Source organism: Enterococcus sp. AZ129 (genome assembly GCF_051714505.1).
Lineage (GTDB): Bacteria > Bacillota > Bacilli > Lactobacillales > Enterococcaceae > Enterococcus > Enterococcus faecalis.
This window is the reverse complement of sequence record NZ_JBIORY010000001.1, coordinates 2,623,475-2,645,182: the sequence shown is the minus strand read 5'-3', so window position 1 is coordinate 2,645,182 and position 21,708 is coordinate 2,623,475. Positions and strand designations below refer to the sequence as shown.

General features: G+C 39.2%; 21 protein-coding genes. 20 read left to right on the top strand and 1 reads right to left on the bottom strand.

Features of this window, described 5'->3' with window-relative positions; all coding sequences use genetic code 11:
* The first annotated feature begins 51 nt into the window (after positions 1 to 51).
* The 11 genes from gmk to IGJ90_RS12970 all read left to right on the top strand — a co-directional run bounded on the left by gmk (position 52) and on the right by IGJ90_RS12970 (position 11,764).
* Positions 52 to 666 carry a guanylate kinase gene (gene gmk, locus IGJ90_RS13020; protein WP_002354915.1) on the top strand — a complete coding sequence of 205 codons (615 nt, stop codon included), beginning with the start codon at positions 52 to 54 and terminating at the stop codon, positions 664 to 666.
* Between the two features lie 4 nt (positions 667 to 670).
* A complete protein-coding gene (gene rpoZ, locus IGJ90_RS13015; RefSeq protein WP_002354916.1) occupies positions 671 to 973 on the top strand; it encodes a DNA-directed RNA polymerase subunit omega in 303 nt (100 codons plus the stop codon).
* Between the two features lie 154 nt (positions 974 to 1,127).
* Positions 1,128 to 3,560: a primosomal protein N' gene (priA, locus tag IGJ90_RS13010; RefSeq protein ID WP_002415651.1), complete on the top strand. Its 2,433-nt coding sequence runs from the start codon at positions 1,128 to 1,130 to the stop codon at positions 3,558 to 3,560.
* Positions 3,561 to 3,586: 26 nt separating this feature from the next.
* Positions 3,587 to 4,081, top strand: coding sequence for a peptide deformylase (gene def / locus IGJ90_RS13005; protein WP_002371656.1), 495 nt, complete (start codon positions 3,587 to 3,589; stop codon positions 4,079 to 4,081).
* On the top strand, positions 4,074 to 5,015 hold the full coding sequence (gene fmt, locus IGJ90_RS13000; protein ID WP_002368448.1) for a methionyl-tRNA formyltransferase: 942 nt from the start codon (positions 4,074 to 4,076) through the stop codon (positions 5,013 to 5,015). The genes def and fmt overlap by 8 nt, the downstream gene beginning before the upstream one ends.
* Before the next feature lie 5 nt (positions 5,016 to 5,020).
* Positions 5,021 to 6,400 (top strand): 16S rRNA (cytosine(967)-C(5))-methyltransferase RsmB, encoded by a 1,380-nt coding sequence (gene rsmB / locus IGJ90_RS12995; protein ID WP_002354921.1) that lies wholly within the window; start codon positions 5,021 to 5,023, stop codon positions 6,398 to 6,400.
* 1 nt (position 6,401) lies between these two features.
* Positions 6,402 to 7,151 (top strand): Stp1/IreP family PP2C-type Ser/Thr phosphatase, encoded by a 750-nt coding sequence (locus IGJ90_RS12990; protein ID WP_002354922.1) that lies wholly within the window; start codon positions 6,402 to 6,404, stop codon positions 7,149 to 7,151.
* Positions 7,148 to 9,304: a serine/threonine protein kinase IreK gene (gene ireK / locus IGJ90_RS12985; protein ID WP_438768243.1), complete on the top strand. Its 2,157-nt coding sequence runs from the start codon at positions 7,148 to 7,150 to the stop codon at positions 9,302 to 9,304. The genes IGJ90_RS12990 and ireK overlap by 4 nt, the downstream gene beginning before the upstream one ends.
* A gap of 248 nt (positions 9,305 to 9,552) precedes the next feature.
* On the top strand, positions 9,553 to 10,446 hold the full coding sequence (rsgA, locus tag IGJ90_RS12980) for a ribosome small subunit-dependent GTPase A (protein WP_002372815.1): 894 nt from the start codon (positions 9,553 to 9,555) through the stop codon (positions 10,444 to 10,446).
* A 23-nt stretch (positions 10,447 to 10,469) separates the two neighbouring features.
* On the top strand, positions 10,470 to 11,123 hold the full coding sequence (gene rpe, locus IGJ90_RS12975; protein WP_002354925.1) for a ribulose-phosphate 3-epimerase: 654 nt from the start codon (positions 10,470 to 10,472) through the stop codon (positions 11,121 to 11,123).
* Positions 11,120 to 11,764, top strand: coding sequence for a thiamine diphosphokinase (locus IGJ90_RS12970; protein WP_002367432.1), 645 nt, complete (start codon positions 11,120 to 11,122; stop codon positions 11,762 to 11,764). Before rpe ends, IGJ90_RS12970 begins: the two co-directional genes overlap by 4 nt.
* 105 nt (positions 11,765 to 11,869) lie before the next feature.
* On the opposite strand, the gene rpmB is transcribed toward IGJ90_RS12970, so the two are convergent.
* The gene (gene rpmB / locus IGJ90_RS12965) at positions 11,870 to 12,058 is read right to left on the bottom strand and encodes a 50S ribosomal protein L28 (protein ID WP_002354928.1); all 189 of its coding nucleotides are present in this window, start codon (positions 12,056 to 12,058) and stop codon (positions 11,870 to 11,872) included.
* Positions 12,059 to 12,266: 208 nt separating this feature from the next.
* Here rpmB and IGJ90_RS12960 point away from each other — a divergent pair, with 208 nt between their 5' ends.
* The 9 genes from IGJ90_RS12960 (at position 12,267) to acpP (ending at position 21,449) form a co-directional block, all read left to right on the top strand.
* Positions 12,267 to 13,022: a LytR/AlgR family response regulator transcription factor gene (locus tag IGJ90_RS12960; RefSeq protein ID WP_438768240.1), complete on the top strand. Its 756-nt coding sequence runs from the start codon at positions 12,267 to 12,269 to the stop codon at positions 13,020 to 13,022.
* A 95-nt stretch (positions 13,023 to 13,117) separates the two neighbouring features.
* Positions 13,118 to 13,399, top strand: a complete 282-nt coding sequence (locus IGJ90_RS12955) for a hypothetical protein (protein ID WP_002367429.1) — start codon at positions 13,118 to 13,120, stop codon at positions 13,397 to 13,399.
* Positions 13,400 to 13,486: 87 nt separating this feature from the next.
* Positions 13,487 to 14,170, top strand: a complete 684-nt coding sequence (locus IGJ90_RS12950) for an ATP-binding cassette domain-containing protein (protein ID WP_010713717.1) — start codon at positions 13,487 to 13,489, stop codon at positions 14,168 to 14,170.
* A gap of 85 nt (positions 14,171 to 14,255) precedes the next feature.
* Positions 14,256 to 15,311, top strand: coding sequence for an ABC transporter permease (locus IGJ90_RS12945; RefSeq protein WP_025186705.1), 1,056 nt, complete (start codon positions 14,256 to 14,258; stop codon positions 15,309 to 15,311).
* A gap of 248 nt (positions 15,312 to 15,559) precedes the next feature.
* Positions 15,560 to 15,922 carry an Asp23/Gls24 family envelope stress response protein gene (locus tag IGJ90_RS12940; RefSeq protein WP_002354933.1) on the top strand — a complete coding sequence of 121 codons (363 nt, stop codon included), beginning with the start codon at positions 15,560 to 15,562 and terminating at the stop codon, positions 15,920 to 15,922.
* Positions 15,923 to 16,004: 82 nt separating this feature from the next.
* Complete coding sequence (locus tag IGJ90_RS12935; protein WP_002354936.1) at positions 16,005 to 17,681, top strand: DAK2 domain-containing protein; 1,677 nt, start codon at positions 16,005 to 16,007, stop codon at positions 17,679 to 17,681.
* Between the two features lie 251 nt (positions 17,682 to 17,932).
* Positions 17,933 to 19,969, top strand: coding sequence for an ATP-dependent DNA helicase RecG (recG, locus tag IGJ90_RS12930; RefSeq protein ID WP_002367426.1), 2,037 nt, complete (start codon positions 17,933 to 17,935; stop codon positions 19,967 to 19,969).
* 102 nt (positions 19,970 to 20,071) lie between these two features.
* Entirely contained in the window at positions 20,072 to 21,073 is a 1,002-nt protein-coding gene (plsX, locus tag IGJ90_RS12925) for a phosphate acyltransferase PlsX (RefSeq protein WP_002354938.1), read from the top strand.
* Between the two features lie 136 nt (positions 21,074 to 21,209).
* Entirely contained in the window at positions 21,210 to 21,449 is a 240-nt protein-coding gene (gene acpP, locus IGJ90_RS12920) for an acyl carrier protein (RefSeq protein WP_002354939.1), read from the top strand.
* The last annotated feature ends 259 nt before the right edge of the window (positions 21,450 to 21,708 follow it).

The following is a 21,708-nucleotide window of genomic DNA, read 5'->3' as shown; positions in this document are numbered from 1 at the left end:
AGTGCAAAATAGAACTAATACTGTGAAATTATGTTTTGAAAGGAAGTCGTTATGTCAGAGCGCGGGTTATTAATCGTATTGTCAGGTCCTTCAGGAGTGGGGAAAGGGACTGTAAGAAAGGCTATTTTCGACAGTGAAGAAAATGATTTTCAATATTCAATCTCAATGACCACTCGGAAACAGCGAGAAGGCGAAGTGGATGGAGTAGATTACTATTTCCGTTCAAGAGAAGAATTTGAAGCGATGATTGAAGCTGGAGAAATGTTGGAATATGCGGAATATGTTGGTAACTATTATGGGACACCATTAACGTATGTTAACCAGACGCTAGATGAAGGCAAAGACGTCTTTTTAGAAATCGAAGTCCAAGGGGCTAAACAAGTCAAAGACAAAGTGCCTGATGGCGTATTTATCTTTTTGACACCTCCCGATTTAGCGGAATTAAAATCAAGAATTATTGGCCGCGGAACAGACGAAATGTCTGTGATTGAAGAACGAATGGCTGTGGCCAGAGAAGAAATCGAAATGATGGCGCTGTATGATTATGCGGTAGTGAATGATGAAGTTCCTTTAGCCGTGCAACGAATTAAAGACATTATCGCGAGTGAGCACTTCCGTGTTGACCGTGTAATTGGAAAATATATTAAAATGTTAGAGGAGATGTAGCCTTATGATGTTAAAACCGTCAATTGACTCATTGTTAAAAGAAGTCCCTTCAAAATATTCTTTGGTTATTTTAGCAAGCAAACGTGCGCATGAATTAGATGAAGGCGTTCAACCAACCGTTGAATCCTTTGATTCTGTAAAAAGTGTGGGTCGTGCGTTAGAAGAAATCGAAGCAGGAACAGTGATCAGTGATCCAAATCCTGAAGAAAAACGCGAACGTCTACGCATTGAACGTGAAGAACGCAAACGCCAACGTGAACAAGAACAAAAAGAATTAGAAAACCGTTTACGTGACGAAAAAAATTAATTGAATGATTGTCAACGAATGGAGAAAGCCGTCTGTCTATTTCAGAGGCTTTCTCTTCGTTTATTCTGAAAGGTGCCAACGAGACACACAAGACAAATCAGTCAATCTTTAGTACAATAGGCAAAGAGAATTTACATAAAAAGGAGGATGCACCATGCAAAAAGTAGCCAAAGTTATTGTGGATGTACCAACGATGCAAACCGATCAACCATTCACTTATTTAGTTCCTGAAAATTTAAATGAGCAATTGGCTGTCGGCATGCGTGTAGAAGTGCCTTTTGGTAATGGTAATCGGCATGTTCAAGGGTTTGTTCTAGCCATTGAACCAATGGCTGCAACGGTTCTTGACGAAACCAATGTTCAGTTGAAAGAACTAGTGGCGGTGTTGGATTTAAAACCTGTCTTAAATACAGAAATGTTGGCTTTAGCTGATTATATGAAGGAAAAAACGTTTGCCTTTAAAATCACTTGTTTGCAAACCATGTTGCCTAGCGTAATGCGTGCCGATTACCAAAAATATATTTATTTAACGGATGAGCTTTCTGAAGAATTACAAGATCAGTTATTTTATGGTTTAGAGGAAATTTCGTGGGACCAAGCGCAAGAACGTGGGATTTTGCCTCAACTAATGGCGTTGCGTAAACAGCAAAAAGTCGATATTCGCTACGAAGTTACGACGAGAAATAAAGTCAAAATGGTCCGCTTTATTCAAGCCGCTAAGGAATTTGAACAATTAGAGGAAATTCGTTTGGGTTTACGCAAGGGAGCCAAGAAGAAAGAGCAACTTCTTTACTATTTACAACGCTTGGGTACTGAAAAAGTCACTGCCGTGAAGGAAATGAAAGAATTAGGTTTCAGTACCGCGCTTTTAAATGAAGCGGCCAAAAATGGTTGGTTAACGTTCGTTGAAAAAGAAGCGTATCGTGATCCGTTTGCTAATCAGACGTTTGAAAAAACGACTGCGTTATCTTTGAATGCAGAACAACAGGTGGCTGTGGAAACAATCTTACAATCGGTCCAAGAACAGCAAAGCCAAACCTACTTATTGGAAGGTATTACAGGAAGCGGGAAAACAGAAGTTTATCTACAGGTCATTGCAGAAGTTCTTAACCAAGGCAAAACAGCCATTATGCTTGTCCCTGAAATTTCTTTAACTCCGCAAATGGTGCAACGCTTTAAAAGTCGCTTTGGCGAACATGTTGCTGTAATGCACAGTGGCTTATCGCAAGGTGAAAAATATGATGAGTGGCGGAAGATTGAACGAGGAGAAGCGGAAGTTGTGGTTGGTGCGCGTTCAGCCATTTTTGCGCCAATCGAAAACATCGGTGTGATCATTATTGATGAAGAACACGAGGCAAGTTATAAACAAGAAGAAACCCCCCGCTACCACGCGAGAGATTTAGCGATTTGGCGTTCAGAGTATCATCATTGCCCTGTTGTTTTAGGCAGTGCCACGCCGTCCTTGGAATCACGCGCTCGCGCACAAAAAAATGTTTATCAGCGGTTACGATTAACACAGCGGGCCAATCAAGCGGCAACCTTGCCTACGATTGATGTAGTGGATATGCGGCAAGAAGTAGAAAATGGCAATGTCTCTTCTTTTTCCATGTCGTTGCAAGAAAAACTCCAAGAACGCTTAGAGAAAAACGAACAAAGTGTTCTCCTACTTAATCGCCGTGGCTATTCGTCATTTGTGATGTGTCGCGATTGTGGCTATGTGTTGCCGTGTCCGAATTGTGATATTTCCTTAACTTTGCATATGGATAGCAAAACAATGAAATGTCATTATTGTGGACATGAAGAACGGATTCCTTATCGCTGTCCTAACTGTGGCCAAGATAAAATTCGCTACTACGGAACAGGCACACAAAAAGTAGAAGAAGAATTACAAACGTTGTTACCAGACAGTCGCATTCTCCGAATGGATGTTGATACGACCCGTCGCAAAGGTGCGCATGAAAAGATTTTGCGAACATTTGGTGAAGGACAAGCGGATATCTTATTAGGCACACAAATGATTGCCAAAGGACTGGACTTTCCAAATGTGACATTAGTCGGTGTCTTAAATGCTGATACCGCCTTGAATTTACCCGATTTTCGTTCCAGTGAACGGACCTTCCAATTATTGACACAGGTCAGCGGTCGCGCTGGTCGCGCTGAAAAACCGGGGGAAGTCATCATTCAATCTTTTAACCCCGAGCATTATGCGATACAATTGGCAAAAGCCCAAGATTATGAAGATTTTTATACAAAAGAAATGTATATCCGCCATCGTGGGGATTATCCACCGTACTATTTTACGGTCCAAATTACGGCCAGTCATCCTGAAGAGAATGAAGCAGCGAAACAAATGTTTCAAATTGCGACGAAATTAAAACAAGGCTTATCGCCGCAAGCTATTTTGTTGGGACCAACGCCCAACGCAATTATGCGTGTCAATAATCGATACTTTTATCAAGTGATTATCAAGTATAAACAAGAACCAATGCTTCAACCATTATTGAAAGAAATTTTAACCGATACACAACGAGCAACGGCTCGTGGCTTAAAGCTTTCCATTGATGCAGAACCCATGAATTTTATTTAAAAAATACAGCTTTGAAAGGAGCACTTATGCGCTATCCAGTTGTGATTCACCCGAACGAACACTTAAAAATGAAGGCTCAACCTGTGACGATTATTACCGATGAAATTGTGCAGTTACTAGAGGATATGTATGAAACAATGCTGGCCCATGATGGGATTGGCTTAGCGGCCCCGCAAATTGGGAAAAATTTGCAAATGGCAGTGATTGAAATCGATGAAGAATCTGGTCGTTTTGAACTAATTAATCCTGTGATTATTGAAAAAAAAGGAACCAGTATTGATGTGGAAGGCTGTTTAAGTATTCCAGAAACATATGGAACCGTTGAACGAGCAGATGAAGTGACTGTCCGTTATTTTGACCGTGAAGGTGAAGAAATGGAAGTTACGGCTTACGGCTATTTAGCTCGAGCTTTTCAACACGAAATTGATCATTTGAACGGCGAGTTATTTATCGATAAAATGATTGAGAAAATTGCACCAGAAGATTTAGAAGCGTATATGGAGGAACATTTTGATGACTAAAATTGTATTTATGGGCACACCAGCCTTTTCTGTTCCGATTTTAGAAAGTTTAATCGAGGCAGGCTATGACGTTCAAGCGGTTGTCACGCAACCAGATCGACCAGTTGGCCGAAAAAAAGTGATTACCCCAACGCCTGTCAAAGAAGCAGCTTTAAAACATAACTTATTAGTCTTACAACCAGAGAAAATTTCAGGTTCTCCTGAAATGGAAAAAGTGATTGACTTAGCACCAGATTTAATTGTGACAGCAGCCTTTGGACAATTTTTACCAGAGAAAATTTTAAAAGCGCCCAAACTAGGTGCGATTAATGTCCATGCCTCACTTTTACCAAAATATCGTGGCGGCGCACCTGTACATTACTCGATTATTGAAGGAGAAAAAGAAACAGGCGTCACGATTATGGAAATGGTGAAAAAAATGGATGCTGGCGCGATTTTAGCGCAACGTGCAATTCCGATTACGAAACAAGACGATGTAGGCACCATGTTTGAAAAATTAAGCATTCTAGGAAAAGAACTTTTATTAGAGACGTTACCTAAGCTAATTGCTGGCGAAATCACGCCTATTCCACAAGTGGAAGAAGAGGCTACTTTTTCACCAAATATTACCCGGGAACAAGAACGAATTGACTGGCAAAAAACTGCTGAGGCAATTGATAACCAAGTGCGTGGTATGCGTCCTTGGCCAACAGCGTTCACAACCTATCAAGGGACCAACTGGAAAATTTGGGCAGTGACACCACTGACTGAAACAACAACCAGCGCCCCAGGAACGATTATCCAGCGTAGTAAAAAAGCGCTATGGATTGCTTGTGGTGAAGGGACAGTCCTTCAAATTGATCGCCTGCAACCAGCAGGTAAAGGTCAATTAACGATTCAAGAATTTTTAAATGGCGTTGGTCAAAATGTCGCAGAAAAAGATAAGGTGGACTAATAAAAATGGCTGAAAAAATCCCCAAGAAATTAAAACGTTCTGTTCGATACGTTGCTTTAGAAACCATCGAACGTGTGGATAAAGGTGGGGCGTACTCCAATCTTTTACTTAATGAAATGATGACAAAATCAGAACTAAGCGAGAAAGATGGCCGCTTGTTTACAGAACTTGTCTACGGCACAATTAGTCGCAAATTATTGTTGGAATACTACTTAACACCATTTGTTAAGAAACCGCAAAAAGTCGATAATTGGGTGAAAAATTTATTGATTTTATCGTTATATCAATTACTTTATTTAGATAAAGTGCCTGATCACGCAGTCATTAATGAAGCGGTTGAAATTGGCAAACGTCGTGGCAATCCTGGGATTGGTAAATTCGTGAATGGCGTGCTGCGGGCGTTCCAACGAAATGGAGCACCTAGTTTGGCCGCAATTAGCGATCCAGTTGATCGTTTAGCAACGGAAATTAGCATGCCACGTTGGTTAACAGAAAAATTACTTGCCCAATTAGGCGAAGAAGAAACACGGCAGTTAGGTTTATCATTATTTGAAAAAAGCCATGCGAGTGGCCGAGTAAACACACGGTTTATTTCACGAGAAGAAGCGCTGGAAGAATTACAAGAAACAGGGATTGCCGCAAAGGAAAGTCAACTTTCCCCTTATGGTGTTGTCGCTGAAAAAGGCTATTTAGCTGGCAGTGAACTGTTTATTAACGGTTGTTTAACCATTCAAGATGAAAGCTCTATGCTCGTGGCTCCAGCGATGCAAATTGAACCGCATCATCGTGTTTTGGATGCCTGCGCGGCTCCTGGTGGTAAAACGACTCATATCGCAACTTTTTTAGAGGCTGAAGCAGGTGGTCGTGTGACTTCTTTAGATATTCATGCGCACAAAATTAAGCTAATTAATGAAAATGCGCAACGCCTCCATGTGGCGGATGTCGTCCAAGCAGAAAAGCTTGATGCGCGACAAGTGGCAGAAGAATTTCCCGCAGAAACCTTTGATCGGATTTTAGTTGATGCGCCATGTTCAGGCTTAGGGCTGATGCGCCGTAAACCAGACATTAAATACCATAAAACGGCCAATGATTTTCAAAATTTACCTAAAATTCAGTTAGAAATCTTAGAAAGTGTTGCCCCAACACTAAAACAATGGGGTATAATGGTCTATAGCACTTGTACTATTACGCCAGAAGAAAATCAGGAAGTGGTGGCAGCCTTTTTAGCCAAACACCCTGAATTTGAAAAAATTGAAATTGTTGCAAATGAAAACGTCCAAGCAGTAGTAAAAGAGCAAGAACTGGTTCTGTATCCCCATCAATACATGACAGATGGCTTCTTTATTTGCTGTATGCGGAAAGTTAGTTCAAATGAGGTGAAATAATTTGGAAATCAACGTTCAATCAGATGTCGGTCGCAAAAGAAATACGAACCAAGATTATGCCAACGTTTTTGAGAACCAACAACACATAACCTTTGCTGTTTTAGCAGATGGCATGGGTGGTCACCAAGCAGGTGATGTCGCTAGCCAAATGGCAGTCAATAATTTAGGTGAGAGTTGGTCCAATGCGTCTGTCGACTCAGCTGAAAAATCTGCACAGTGGTTAATTCAAGCAATTCAAAAGGAAAATGAAAAAATTTATGAACGCGGACAATCGAAACCAGAGTATTTAGGAATGGGGACAACCGTGGTTGGTGCCATCCTTTTACCGGATTCATTTGTCTTAGCAAATGTGGGGGACAGTCGTGCTTATTTAGTTCGTGACCAACACATGTTACAATTAACAGAAGATCATTCTTTAGTGAATGAACTAGTAAAATCAGGGGAGATTACTCGTGAGATGGCTGCAAATCATCCACGAAAAAATGTCCTAACACGTTCTTTGGGAATGCCTGGCACTGTTGAAGTCGATGTAACCAATCATGAATGGCTGCCTAATGACTATTTACTGTTATGTTCGGACGGTTTAACCAATATGGTTCCTGAGACAAAAATTTTAGAAATTTTAGAGACGTCAGATCCCTTAGAATCCAAATTAAGCCAACTCGTTGCCCAAGCAAATGAAGCGGGTGGTTTAGATAACATTACCGTGTTAGTGATACACTTTGACGAACAGAAGGAGGAAAACCAATGATAGAAATCGGCAAGAAGCTGAATGGTCGATATCACATTATTGGCAGCATCGGAAGCGGCGGCATGGCCAACGTTTATTTAGCACACGATTTAATTTTAGACCGAGACGTTGCAGTAAAAGTCTTGCGCTTTGACTTCCAAAACGATCAAGCCGCCATCCGACGTTTTCAGCGTGAAGCACTAGCCGCAACTGAGCTGGTTCACCCGAATATCGTCAGTGTGTACGATGTAGGCGAAGAAGATGGACTTCAATATTTAGTCATGGAATATGTGAAAGGAATGGACTTAAAACGTTACATCCAAACGCATTTCCCAATCCCTTATTCCACAGTTGTGGACATTACGCAACAAATTTTATCTGCTGTCGCAATGGCACATGAACATAGAATTATTCACCGGGATTTAAAACCGCAAAACATTCTGATTGACGAACACGGCACAGTCAAAATTACTGACTTTGGGATTGCGATTGCTTTGTCAGAAACGTCAATTACGCAAACGAACACAATGTTAGGTTCGGTGCATTACTTATCGCCAGAACAAGCGCGCGGAAGCATGGCGACTAACCAATCAGATATTTACGCTGTGGGAATTATTCTCTATGAAATGCTAACAGGGAATGTACCTTTTGATGGTGAATCAGCCGTAACGATTGCCTTAAAACATTTTCAAGAAGAAATTCCCTCTGTTAAAATGTTTGATCCAGGGATTCCTCAATCATTGGAAAATGTGGTTCGTCATGCAACCGCAAAAGACCCAAGCGATCGCTACAAAACAGCGAATGAGATGGCAGAAGACTTATACACGTCCTTGTCAGCCAGTCGTTTAAACGAACCTGCGTGGGAACCAACGGCTTTATTAGGAGAAACGAAAGTATTAACTCCGATTCCCGAAGACATCGCTGAACCGGAAGAGACAACGCCTATCGAAGTCCCAGAAGATATCGCAGATGACATTTTAGCTGAACAACCACCGAAGAAAAACCGTAAAAAATTGTGGATTGGCTTAGCAATTGCGGCATTAATTGCTTTAGCAATAGGTGGCTTAGCCTTTGCAATGTCGGGTGGTAAAGACGTTGAAGTTCCTGATGTTACAAATGAAACGAAAGCGGACGCTTCACAAGCGCTAAAAAGTGCCGGGCTGAAAGTCGATAGTGAAACCAAAAAAATTCCCGACGATAAGATTGAAGAAGGCAAGGTGGTCAAAACAGACCCCGAAGCAAAATCATCTGTGAAAAAAGGCCGATCTGTTACTTTATATATCAGCTCTGGAACAGAAAAAATTGAGATGGCCGATTATACAAAGGAATCGTATGAATCTGCTGTCGAAGCCTTGAAAAAACTAGGGTTTTCAGAAGACCAAATTACAACGAAAAAAGAATACAGCGATTCTGTGTCTACGGATAGCATTATTAAACAAAAACCAGCTGCAGGTAAAAAAGTTGATCCGAAAAAAGACAACGTCACTTTAACGGTCAGTGAAGGACCAGAAGCGGTTACTTTGCCTAGTTACGCCGGTTATTCTTACACAAATGCAGTAAATGCGCTGGCACAATTAGGCATTTCTGACTCTCAAATTACGCGTGTCGACCAAGCAAGCGATACGGTAGAACCAGGTTTAGTCATTACGCAAGACCCCGCACCAGGTGGCACCGTGACACCTAAAAATGGCCAAGTGACGTTATATGTAAGTAAAGGTAGCGACAAAGTGACACTTTCTGATTATAGCGGAATTTCTTACGATAATGCGGTAAGTCGCTTAATTGCTTTAGGTATCCCAGAATCTCAAATTAAACGAGTGGACGAAGAAAGCGACAAGGTTGAAAAAGATACCGTGATTAGTCAAGAACCAGCTTCTGGTACCGCTGTTGATCCGAAAAATGACACGATTACTTTACATGTCAGCAAAGGCAGTGACTCAGTAACTGTTCCTGATATTTCAGGTTATTCGCCAAAAGCTGCAGAAGACAGCATCAATAACGCTGGCCTTAAAATCAATGAACAAGGATTATCTGGCTCTGGCGATGGCCAAGTCGTTGAACGAACTAGCCCATCCGCTGGCAGCAAAGTCAAAAAAGGCGACTCTGTTACGGTTTATTATTCAAAAGCAAATGATTCAAAAAGCACCACTAGTGAAAGTAGTACGAGTAATTAAGACAAGAGGTTGGGACAGGAGTGTTTAGCTTCAAGAACCAAGTAGGTACTGTTTAACATCTATTTGCTTTTCAAATAGTGTTTCTCAGCAATAAGAAGAAGCTGCTCCTGTCCCGCCGTTTATCTTAAGGTTTAAGTCTAGGAAGGTAAGTCATTTCGACTTATGTCCTAGGCTCTTTTTAATTAATAGAATCGAGAGGCTCCCTTGATTTCTCTGCCACTATCCTGTATATTCGAAAGTAGTTAGGAGTGGTTTATCTGAAAGGTCAAATCAGAAAAGCGTTAAGCGGTTTTTATTATGTATACGCAGATGGAGAAACATATCAAACAAGAGCGCGAGGGAATTTTCGTAATCGAAAAATTACGCCACTCGTGGGAGATGAAGTACTTTTTGAAAGCGATAATTTAACAGATGGTTATGTGTTGGAAATTTTACCAAGACGAAATGAATTAGTGCGCCCGCCTGTTGCAAATGTGGATCTAGGTGTGGTTGTCATGAGTATGGTTTCGCCAAATTTTTCGTTTAATTTGTTGGATCGTTTCTTAGTCAGCTTAGAGTATAAGGATATAGAACCAGTTATTTATTTAACGAAAGTTGATCTATTAGATGAGCCGCAACGTCAAGAAGTCACTGAAATTAAACAGATTTATGAAGCGTTAGGTTATGCGGTGATCGCTTCGGAAGACGTAGAAGCCACCAAAGAATTAGAACGCTTTTTCCCAGAACGGTTGACTGTTTTTATGGGACAATCAGGCGCTGGAAAATCAACATTGTTGAATCAAATTTCACCAGACTTACAACTAGCAACTGCGGAAATTTCCCAATCTTTAGGACGGGGCAAACATACGACCCGTCACGTGGAATTGATTCCGTTATACGACGGTTTGGTTGCTGATACACCAGGATTTAGTGCCATCGATTTCTTGGAGATGGAAGCAGTGGAATTACCAAAGCAATTTCCTGAATTTGTTGCCGCGGCCTCTCACTGTAAGTTTCGTGAATGTATGCACCACAAAGAACCTGGTTGTGAAGTGAAACGCCAAGTGGAAGCGGGAACCATTGCGACGAGTCGTTACGAAAATTATTTACAGTTTTTAATGGAAATCGAGAATCGACGACCTGTTTATAAGAAAAAATCATAGCAAATATAAAGGGAGCGAGCCAAATGAAACTAGCACCATCCATTTTAAGTGCCGATTTTGCCAATTTAGAAAGAGATATCCGTTTAGTAGAAGAATTAGGAGCAGATTATATTCATGTTGATGTCATGGACGGTCAATTTGTGCCCAACATTACCTTAGGACCGAATATCGTTTCAGCGATTCGTCCAGTGACAAAACTACCATTGGATGTTCATTTGATGATTGTACAACCTGAAAATTATATCAATGCTTTTGCGGAAGCTGGTGCGGATATTATTACTGTCCATCAAGAAGCAACACCCCATATTCATCGTGCCTTACAAATGATTAAAAATGCGGGTGTGAAAGCTGGCGTAACCATCAATCCTGGGACACCACTTTCGATGATCGAAAATGTATTAGATTTGGCAGATCAAGTCTTGGTAATGACTGTCAATCCAGGCTTTGGCGGACAATCATTTATTGAAAACTCACTAGAAAAAATTGCTCAATTAAAAGAATGGAAAGAAACAAAAGGATACACCTATGAAATTGAAGTCGATGGCGGGATTGTTCCTGAAACTGCCGCACGTTGTAAAGAAGCCGGTGCGGAAGTGTTTGTTGCAGGCTCCTACATTTATAATGCTGAAAATCCTCAAGAACGAATCGATGCACTGAGAGCAGTGCTAGACAAATGAGTCGTGTCTTACTGGTAGCTGGGGGCAATCCAAGTGATTGGCCAACCATTGAACCAGCTACGTATGATTATTTCGTAGGTATTGATCGCGGCTGTCTCCATTTATTAGAGACCGATTTACCGTTACAATTAGCAGTGGGCGATTTTGATTCATTATCACGAGAAGAATACCATTTTGTCCAAGAAACTGCCGAAACACTCATTCAAGCACCTGCTGAAAAAGATGATACAGACACACAATTAGCGCTTCAAGAAGCTTTACAACGATTTCCACAAGCAGAGATGACGATTATCGGTGCGACAGGGGGCAGAATTGACCACCTGTTAGCCAATCTTTGGTTACCCTTTGAACCACGATTTCAAGGCGTACTTCGTCAAATCCGTCTATGCGATCGTCAAAATAGCATCCAGTATTACGCCCCTGGTTCGTATATCGTACCAAAAGAGCCAGATAAAGAATATCTGGCCTACTGCTGTTTGACGCCTGTAGAAAACTTGACGCTACGACGTAGTAAATATTTATTAACCAATCAAGATGTTCCTTACCCAACATCGTATGCAAGTAATGAATTTATCGAAGAAGCCGCTGCTTTTTCCTTCGATGCAGGGATGATTGCGGTTATTCAAAGTAAAGATAAGTAAAAAGAAGTTGGACCTTCATCAAAGTGATGAAGGTCCAACTTCTTTTTTTTTTTTGCAATAAAAAAAGCCGAACAACGAACGTCCAGCTTTGCTTATTTAAGTTTATTAAACACGTTCGATTTTACCAGATTTCAAAGCACGAGTTGACACCCAAACTTTTTTAGGTTTACCATCGATTAATACGCGAACTTTTTGTAAGTTAGGTTTCACAGTGCGTTTTGTTGAGTTCATCGCATGTGAACGGTTATTACCACTTGAAGTCTTACGACCAGTGAAGTAACATACTTTTGCCATTTTAAGTTTCCTCCTTTGCCTTGATCTTGGAGCGATAATATTCAGCTCATACTAACTTAATTTATCATATTAGGCACTGATTTGCAAGAAGATTTTTAGTTGATAGTGATAAAAGTAGCTTTTCAACAAACCACAAGTCTAGAACAAAGTTGACAGGAAATTACTAATTAGATTAGAATTTAATTAGAAACGTGAAAGGAGAACTGGAATGATTGAAATAATTATTTGTGAAAAACAAAAAAGGCGCAGAGAATGGCTGGAGAAATGGATTCCTCGTTTGATACTGATAGAAAAGTTTGAAATGAAAATCGTCTTATCTGTTAATGAGGGCTCCGAAGTCATTACTTATATTCAAAAAAATCCTCTAAAACCGAGGCTGATTTTTTGGGAAATTGAAGAGAATGAAGATGTACATAGTTTAGAAGCAGCGATAGCAGTTAGAAAATTGGATGATGGTTTCAGTAAATTAGTATTTTTAGCAAGTAATCCTTGTTTTCTAAGGAAATCCTATGATTATAAGCTAGAGGCAATGGATTTTATTACAGAAACGGAAAAAGAACGATTGAAAAAAAGGGTGCATGAGTGCATAAGAGTCGCAAATCAACGTTTTAAACAAATAAACTTATTCAGAGGAACAGTTCAGTTAATAGAAAAACATCAAATAAGAACTGTCGATTTATCAGAAATATTATATTTAGAATCTTCTGATATTCCGCATAAAATAGTTATTCATCGAGCAACTGAGTATTTTGAAATTTATGGAACTTTAAGGGACTTTGAAAAAGAGTTTGAAATCCTATGTAGATGTCATCAATCTTTTCTGGTTAATTTAAACCATATAAAACAAGTATCAATAAAAGACCGATTAGTTAGAATGAGCAACGAGGATATTTGCTTAGTCTCGGTACGAGGAATGAAACAATTAAAACTAAAATTAATAGAACGGAATATAAAATACAAGTAGGCTGTTTTAGTAGTCGTTTAAGAAAAAACGGGTATTTTATTTAAGAATTATGCTAAGTTTATTCTAAGAGCTGATAGTAATTAGGAGGAAAGTCTATGAAAAGAAAACAACTTAAAATAATTGTTGCGATGTTCTTATTGGTAGGTTTGAGCTTGTTTTATTCTGGAAGAAAGGTAGAAGCTGCTTCAATGGCTACTACAGTGAAGAGCTCAATGGTCTATAATTATAATTTGGCTGGAAATATTTTTCGTATTGATAACTATTGGCGAACAATTTATTATAATCAATATTGTTATCGCAGTGGTCAAGGCACATATTGGGGTTCGAACGGAATCTATAAAACGAAAACAACTGCTTATTATTACAGCTACAGGTAGTGATAGGAAAAAATCAGCTCTCAGGATACAGGATTTTTTAAACTATCCTGTATCCGCTTACATAACATTTTGGTGGAGGCTAGTAAAATGATTGAACTTGATAACATAAGCAAGCGTTACGGAAATAACGAGGTTTTAAAAAATGTGACACTATCTATTGATAAGGGGAAACTGATATCATTTGTGGGGCCAAATGGTGCTGGGAAAAGTACCTTACTGAAAATAATTGCAGGGATGGCCCCCGTGGATGAAGGAACTGTTCATTTGGCTGGGACCAAAGTCAGCAATACCTTCGATGTCGTAGGCAAAGTTAGTTTCTTTTTGAATGATACAATTTTAGTGGATGGATTAAGTGGAGAAGAACATCTTTTATTATTAAATGAAACGCAATTACAAAAAGCGTATGAATTACTTGCTTATTATGCTGTACCAGAGATATTAAAGAAAAAAGTGGGTAACTATTCTTTAGGAATGCGTCAGCTCTTGCTGATTGTTTTAGCAGTGAGTTTGGATACGCCAATTATTATCTTCGATGAAGTGATGAATGGCTTAGATCCAATAAATAGAAGAAAAACGATTCAATTAATGAAAAAGTTGAAAAAAACTAAACTTGTTTTAGTGTCCTCCCATCAATTATATGATGTCCGTGATATATCAGACAGGATTGCCTTTGTTTATGACAAGAAAGTAGAAATTTATAGCAACAAATCAGAATTAGATTTGAATCAATTATATGAAAACTTGATAGAGGGGGGAGCCCATGAAATTTGAATTGTTGAAAAGTTTGAAAAATAAAAAAAATAGCATCCTTGCAATTGTTTTTTTCTTATTATGTACCTTGCAATTATTTTCGGCAATGAGAATGGTGGGAACATTTGCAATAAATAGTGAAAATAGCATAAAAGAAAATATTACTATTCTATCAGAAGAGATAAAAACTGCTAAAAATGATGAGCAACAAGCTTCGATTGATTATAAGACAAAACAATTTATTCAAGAATATATTGCATCGACAGAAAAAATGCTAAATCTTTTAGAAAAACAGTTAGATAGTTTGGCAACAAAAAATTACAAAACATATTGGAATTTGGAAAGTAAGAAGAAGGATATCCTTTTAAATTCACAATCTGTGCAAGGGCAAGATTCTTTACAAGAAAGAATTCGTTTGGAAAATGATCAGCTTTTAATTACAGAATTAAATAAAAGAAAACTGGACTTTGAAACGGACCTTGGATTGCCGATTAGAGCTTTTCCTTTTTTAATCGGGTTATGTCAGTTTCTCTCATCGGTCTTAGTTATTATTTTATTTATCGTTTTAATGGGTGACAGCCTTTCACGAGATTTTGAAAATAAAAGTTTTTATCTCTATGCTCCCGTGTTGCAAGGTTTTAAACAACTGATTTTAAAAAAGAATCTCAGTAATACGTTCCTAAGTTTTGCTCTTTTACTGGGGAGTGCAGGACTTGTTTTTCTAGTTGCTGGAATTCTCAACGGTTTCAATACAGGGGATTATCCACTGATTATCGGTAATGAACAATTAGGCTATTCTACGATAACTGTCTGGGAATTAATATTTCGCTTTATTCCTTACTATTTAGTGGTTATTTTTTTTCTGAGTTCTTTCCTAACAATGATTAGTGCTCTCGTCAAAAAATCTCTAGCATCAATAGGAATTGTAATTATTTCCTATTTTGGTTATACATTAGTGGCACAAAGCGAACTACTTACTAATGTGAAAAAATTTATTCCTTACAGCTATATCGATATATTTAAAGTTGTTACATTACAAGAATTACAGATGCCACAGAACGTCTATTTAGTTGGTTTTATTATATTAGGCGCCTGTGCGATGGCATTTAATTATTTGACAGCTGTTTTTTTAAATAACGTAAAGATTTTTGAAACGATGTAATAAATTCCTAGGCTTACTTAATTTACAGTTGAAACAAAATCACCAGACAAGATTCAATGAACCAAGTCGAATCTTGTCTTTTTCTGCATTGACAATGCACGACAAACGTTGTAAATTGTACAAATGTTGGTAATTATGAGGAAGGGTCTATAATATCTGACGAACTTCCTTTTAATTAAAGGCTGGATATGATAAAATGTTATGGAAGAAAATAGGGCGAATGTGCTCTTATAAGGAGGCTTTCATCAATGGCTGTAAAAATTCAAACACCCGCAGGTACCATTGAGATTACCAATGATGTGATCGCTACAGTAGTTGGCGGAGCTGCGACAGATATTTACGGAATTGTCGGAATGGCAAGCAAAAATCAAATTAAAGATAACTTAAACGATATTTTACGTCGTGAGAATTACTCACGTGGTGTCGTTGTTCGTCAAGAAGACAACGGAATCGCAGTGGATGTCTACACGATTGTTAGTTATGGTACAAAAATTTCTGAAGTTTCTCGTAACGTCCAAGAAAAAGTAAAATATAATCTTGAAACATTATTAGGTGTCACTGCGAATTCAGTTAACGTTTTTGTTCAAGGAGTTCGTGTATTACCGGATTAGAGGTAGTGTACTGTCAACGATGCAATTGCACAAGAAAGTCGTGTGTTGCCGTTAGCGGTAAATCTGAAGGAGGATTTTTTAGGTGAATGTAACAGAAATCAGCGCAGGTCAGTTCCAGGAAATGGTCCAGGCAGGTGCGACTCGTCTGCACACAAATGCAGAATATGTCAACTCATTAAACGTTTTCCCTGTACCCGATGGTGATACAGGAACAAATATGAACTTATCAATGACCAGTGGTGCAAAGGCAGTGGCCGATTCTCGCTCTGAAAAAGTAGGAGAATTAGCAGGTGCGTTATCCAAAGGGTTATTAATGGGTGCTCGTGGAAATTCTGGGGTTATTTTATCTCAATTATTCCGCGGCTTCTCAAAACAAATTCCTGAGGTTACAACATTAAATGCCAAAGACTTGGCCGCTGCCTTTACACATGGTGTAGAAACAGCGTATAAAGCAGTGATGAAACCCGTTGAAGGAACAATCTTAACTGTTTCTCGTGAAGCGGCGCGTTCTGGTGAACGTAAAGCGAAAGAAACAGATGACTGTATCGAAGTTATGACAGCTGTTGTAGCAGGTGCTAAACGTGCCTTAGCGAAAACACCTGATTTATTACCTGTCCTAAAAGAAGTCGGCGTTGTAGATAGTGGGGGTCAAGGACTACTATTTATCTATGAAGGATTTTTAGAAGCGCTTAGTGGTGAATTTTTACCAACTGAAACCTATGAACCAAGTCCTGCCGAAATGGACGAAATGGTGAATGCTGAACATCACCGTGGTGTTAGTGGCCACGTTGCGACAGAAGACATTAAATTTGGCTATTGTACAGAAATTATGGTTCGTATCGGCGAAGGCCCAACCGTGGACAGCGCTTTTGATTATGAAACATTCAGAAACTACTTAAATGAACTAGGCGATTCTCTATTAGTCGTTAACGATGACGAAATTATCAAAGTTCACGTACACACTGAGCATCCAGGTGAAGTAATGAACTACGGCCAAAAATTTGGTTCGTTAGTAAAAATAAAAGTAGACAATATGCGTTTACAACATGAAACGTTAGTTGAACGCGATGCTCAGCAAGAAGCGTTGACTGAAAAAGTTCGCGTACCGTTTGCTGTGATTGCTATTGCAGCCGGTGAAGGCGTTCAAGAATTATTCCGAAGTTTAGGTGCAAGCTACATTATTAGTGGTGGCCAAACAATGAACCCAAGTACGGAAGATATTTTAAAAGCAGTCAAAGAAGTGAATGCAGAGCAAGTCATTATCTTACCAAATAACAAAAACATCTTTATGGCGGCTGATCAAGCAGCAGAAGTTGCCGATGTACCAGTAGCGGTTGTTCCATCTAAAACCATTTCTCAAGGAATGACAGCAATGTTAGCTTTCAATGATCAACAATCATTAGAAGAAAACAAAGCAAGTATGACGGAAATGTTAGACAGCGTTGTGAGTGGTCAAGTAACCACAGCTGTTCGTGACACAACCATTGATGACGTTGAAATTAAAAAAGATGACTTCTTAGGAATGATTGATGGTAAAATCGTCGTTTCTGAAGCAGATCGTTTTAATGCATCATTAGACACGTTGAACCGCATGATCGATGAAGACACTGAAATCGTGACAATTATTGTCGGCGAAGATGGTTCGGTTGAAGAAGCTGAAAAGCTAATCGCTATTTTAGTTTCTGAAAACGATGAACTAGAAACAGAACTTCATGAAGGTGGACAACCTGTGTATCCATACTTATTCTCAGCAGAATAGGTTTTCGTGATGAAAAAATAAAAACGAATAAAGCCTGGAACAAAAATCACTTTGGATTTTTGTTCCAGGCTTAAAAATTGATAAACGGCGGGAACAGAAGCAACTCCTTCGGAAATAAGCCGAAATTCTCCAAAAATTATAAAACAATTTTCGGAAATTCCTTCTTATTTCTTGGAGTTAAACACTTCTGTCCCGACCTCGATTTAATGAATGATCCATTTTTTTGCGTATATTAATGAGGAGGGGATTTTATGGACATCACAGATTTAGTCAGCGTATTGCCCGGTGTTGGCCCAAAACGTGCTGAAAATTTACAAGAACTGGGGATTGCTACAATTGAAGACTTATTGACGTATTATCCCTTCCGCTACGATGATATCCAAGAAAAGGATTTAAGCGAGATTCAGGATCAGGAAAAAGTTACGCTAAAAGGGCTAGTGGTTTCGGAAGCAGTCGTTAGTCGGTACGGTTATAAGAAGAGCCGGTTAACGTTTCGAATGATGCAAGAACATGCGGTCATTAATGTTTCCTTCTTCAATCAACCTTTTTTAAAAGACAAAGTAGTTCTTTCCGAAGAAATTGCTGTTTATGGCAAGTGGGATGCCAAGAGAAAATCATTAAATGGCATGAAAATCTTAGCTTCTAAAGGAGACAATGAAGATTTCTCCCCTATTTATCATGTGAATAAAAAAGTCCGCCAAAGCACGTTGGTTCAGTTAATCCGCACTGCTTTTGAAGAGTATGGTTCGCTGGTTGAAGAGATTTTACCGAATGATTTATTAGAAAAGTATCGCTTGATGCCTAGAAAAGAAGCAATGTGGGCGATGCATTTTCCCAGTAATCCAGAGGAAAGCCATCAAGCCAAACGGCGAGTAGTCTTTGAAGAGTTTTTCCTTTTCCAACTTAAAATGCAAGGATTGAAGAAACAAGAAAAAGCGGAAAAAAATGGTTTAGCCATTCAATATGACGTGGATCGCTTAAAAACGTTCACCCAAGGACTGCCGTTTGAATTGACAGGCGCCCAAAAAAAAGTGACCAATGAAATTTGTCGAGACTTGCGAAGTCCGAAGCATATGCAACGATTGCTTCAAGGTGACGTGGGGAGTGGGAAAACGGTAGTGGCTGCGATTGCGCTATACGCCACCATGACCGCTGGCTTTCAAGGAGCGTTGATGGTTCCGACTGAAATTTTAGCGCAACAACACATGGAAAGCTTACAGCAGTTGTTTGATCCATTAGAAGTGCGAACGGCCTTATTAACAGGTTCCACCAAAACGAAAGAACGTCGTCTAATTCTCGAAGAACTGGCCAATGGCGAGATTGACATTGTGGTAGGAACCCATGCTTTGATACAACAAGATGTCAGTTTCCATCAATTAGGTTTGGTAATCACCGATGAGCAACATCGTTTTGGTGTGAATCAGAGAAAAATATTAAGAGAAAAAGGCTTAAAACCAGATGTTTTATTTATGACGGCCACTCCGATTCCTCGAACGCTGGCCATTACAGCCTATGGCGAAATGGATGTATCAATCATTGATGAAATGCCAGCTGGACGGATTCCAATCGAAACACGTTGGATTCGGCCGCCGCAGTTAGATACTGTTTTAGAATGGATGGAAAAAGAGCTAGCTCGAGGACATCAGGCCTATATTATTTGTCCCTTGATTGAAGAATCAGAAGCTTTAGATGTGAAAAACGCAACAGAAATTTTTGAACATATGCAAAGCTTTTATTCCCCAAGATATCAAGTGGGATTACTACATGGTAAAATGAAAAACCAAGAAAAAGATGACATTATGCAGGAGTTCAAAGACAATCAGCTGCAATTATTGGTTTCTACCACGGTTATTGAAGTTGGCGTGAATGTACCAAATGCCACGGTGATGTTAATTATGGATGCGGACCGGTTTGGGTTAGCACAGTTACATCAGTTACGGGGACGTGTGGGGCGTGGCTCCAGTGCATCTTATTGTATTTTAGTGGCCAATCCGAAAAATGAAATGGGCGTTGAGCGTATGAAAATCATGACAGAAACCACCAATGGTTTCGTCTTGAGTGAGCGTGATTTGGAACTTCGCGGACCTGGGGAAGTGTTCGGTGCACGGCAATCAGGGGTGCCTCAATTTGCGGTAGGAGATATCGTGACGGACTTTAACATTTTAGAAGTTGCGCGCCAAGAAGCAAGTGCCCTATGGCAAGTGAAAGAGTGGTGGCAATATCCTGCTTATCAAGCCTTAGCCAATCGAGTGAAACCCCAAGATGAGGCGGCCCAATTTTTCGATTAGAAGAGGTAATTTTTGAAGCCAGAAAGTAAAAGCCAATGCGTATTTCTTTGAAAAAAATATGTTATACTTGTTAGGAAACAAAAAAGTAGGAGGGAATCACTCATGAAAATTGCTGTAGATGCAATGGGTGGAGATAACGCCCCACAAGCGATTGTTGAAGGGGTTATGCTAGCCAAACAAGACTTCCCAGACATTGAATTTCAATTATATGGAAAAGAAGCCGAAATAAAAAAATACATCACCGATGAAAAAAACATTACGATTATTCATACCGATGAAAAAATTGCTAGTGACGATGAGCCAGTTAAAGCAATCCGTCGTAAGAAAACTGCTTCCATGGTTTTAGCAGCGCAAGCAGTTAAAAATGGGGAAGCCGATGCGATTTTTTCTGCAGGCAACACCGGAGCGCTATTAGCAGCGGGTCTGTTCATTGTCGGCCGTATAAAAAATGTGGAACGTCCCGGTTTGATGTCAACTTTACCTGTCATGGGAGAACCAGACAAAGGGTTTGACATGTTAGATTTAGGAGCCAATGCAGACAATAAACCAGAACATTTGGTTCAGTATGCCGTTTTAGGTTCATTCTATGCTGAAAAAGTTCGGAACGTTCAGAATCCTCGTGTCGGTCTATTAAATAACGGAACTGAGGAAACAAAGGGCAGTGAATTAACGAAAAAAGCCTTCGAATTGTTAGCAGCAGATGAAACGATTAATTTTGTCGGAAACGTTGAAGCACGAGAATTATTAAATGGCGTAGCTGACGTGGTGGTGACAGATGGCTTCACAGGAAACGCCGTTTTAAAATCCATCGAAGGCACAGCTATGAACATGATGAGCTTGCTGAAAACAGCGATTCTTTCTGAAGGTGTCAAAGGAAAAATGGGCGCCTTATTATTAAAGAATGCGTTGCGTGGCATGAAAGACGAAATGGACTACTCAAAACATGGGGGAGCGGTTTTATTTGGCTTAAAAGCGCCAGTCATTAAAACGCATGGGGCCACGGGTCCTGATGCCGTCCGCTACACCATTCGTCAAATTCATACAATGTTAGAAACCCAAGTTGTCCCACAATTAGTGGAATATTATGAAGGCAAAGCAGAGTAATTTGCAATTGTCTTGACATCAGTTTGTTACTCAAATGAAAAAAAGATGGACAAATACCCAAATTGTGAGTACAATGTATCTTAGCGTTTTAGTAAAAGAAAGAACCTTTTTTCAAAAGCAGTGGAGGTGAATACAGTTGACTCGTGAAGAAGTACTTCAAAAAGTAGCGAAGATTATCTCAAACCACTTTGATATTGAAGCGGATCAAGTAACAGATCAATTAAACATTAAAGATGATTTGAACGCTGACTCAATTAGCGTAATGGAGTTTGTTTTAGAACTTGAAGATGAATTTGGAACAGAGATTTCAGATGAAGATGCAGAAAAAATTGAAACAGTTGGTGCCGCTGTAGATTATATTGTGAGTAATTCATAAAGAATAATAAGACAAAGTCGATTGACATTCGTGTTGATCGACTTTTTTTGCGTACATAATGGTTATTTTATTAAGCAATAAGGCTATTTTTACACATATTTTTGTAAAAAAAATCATACATGTAAAAAAATAACTGCGAAAAAAGTTATTTTATCTTGCTTTTTATGGAATAATTCTATAAAATTATGAAAAAACAATGAGCTGTAAATTAACATTGATAAAAATTAGAAAGTGCTATCATTAAATATTAGTTAATTTA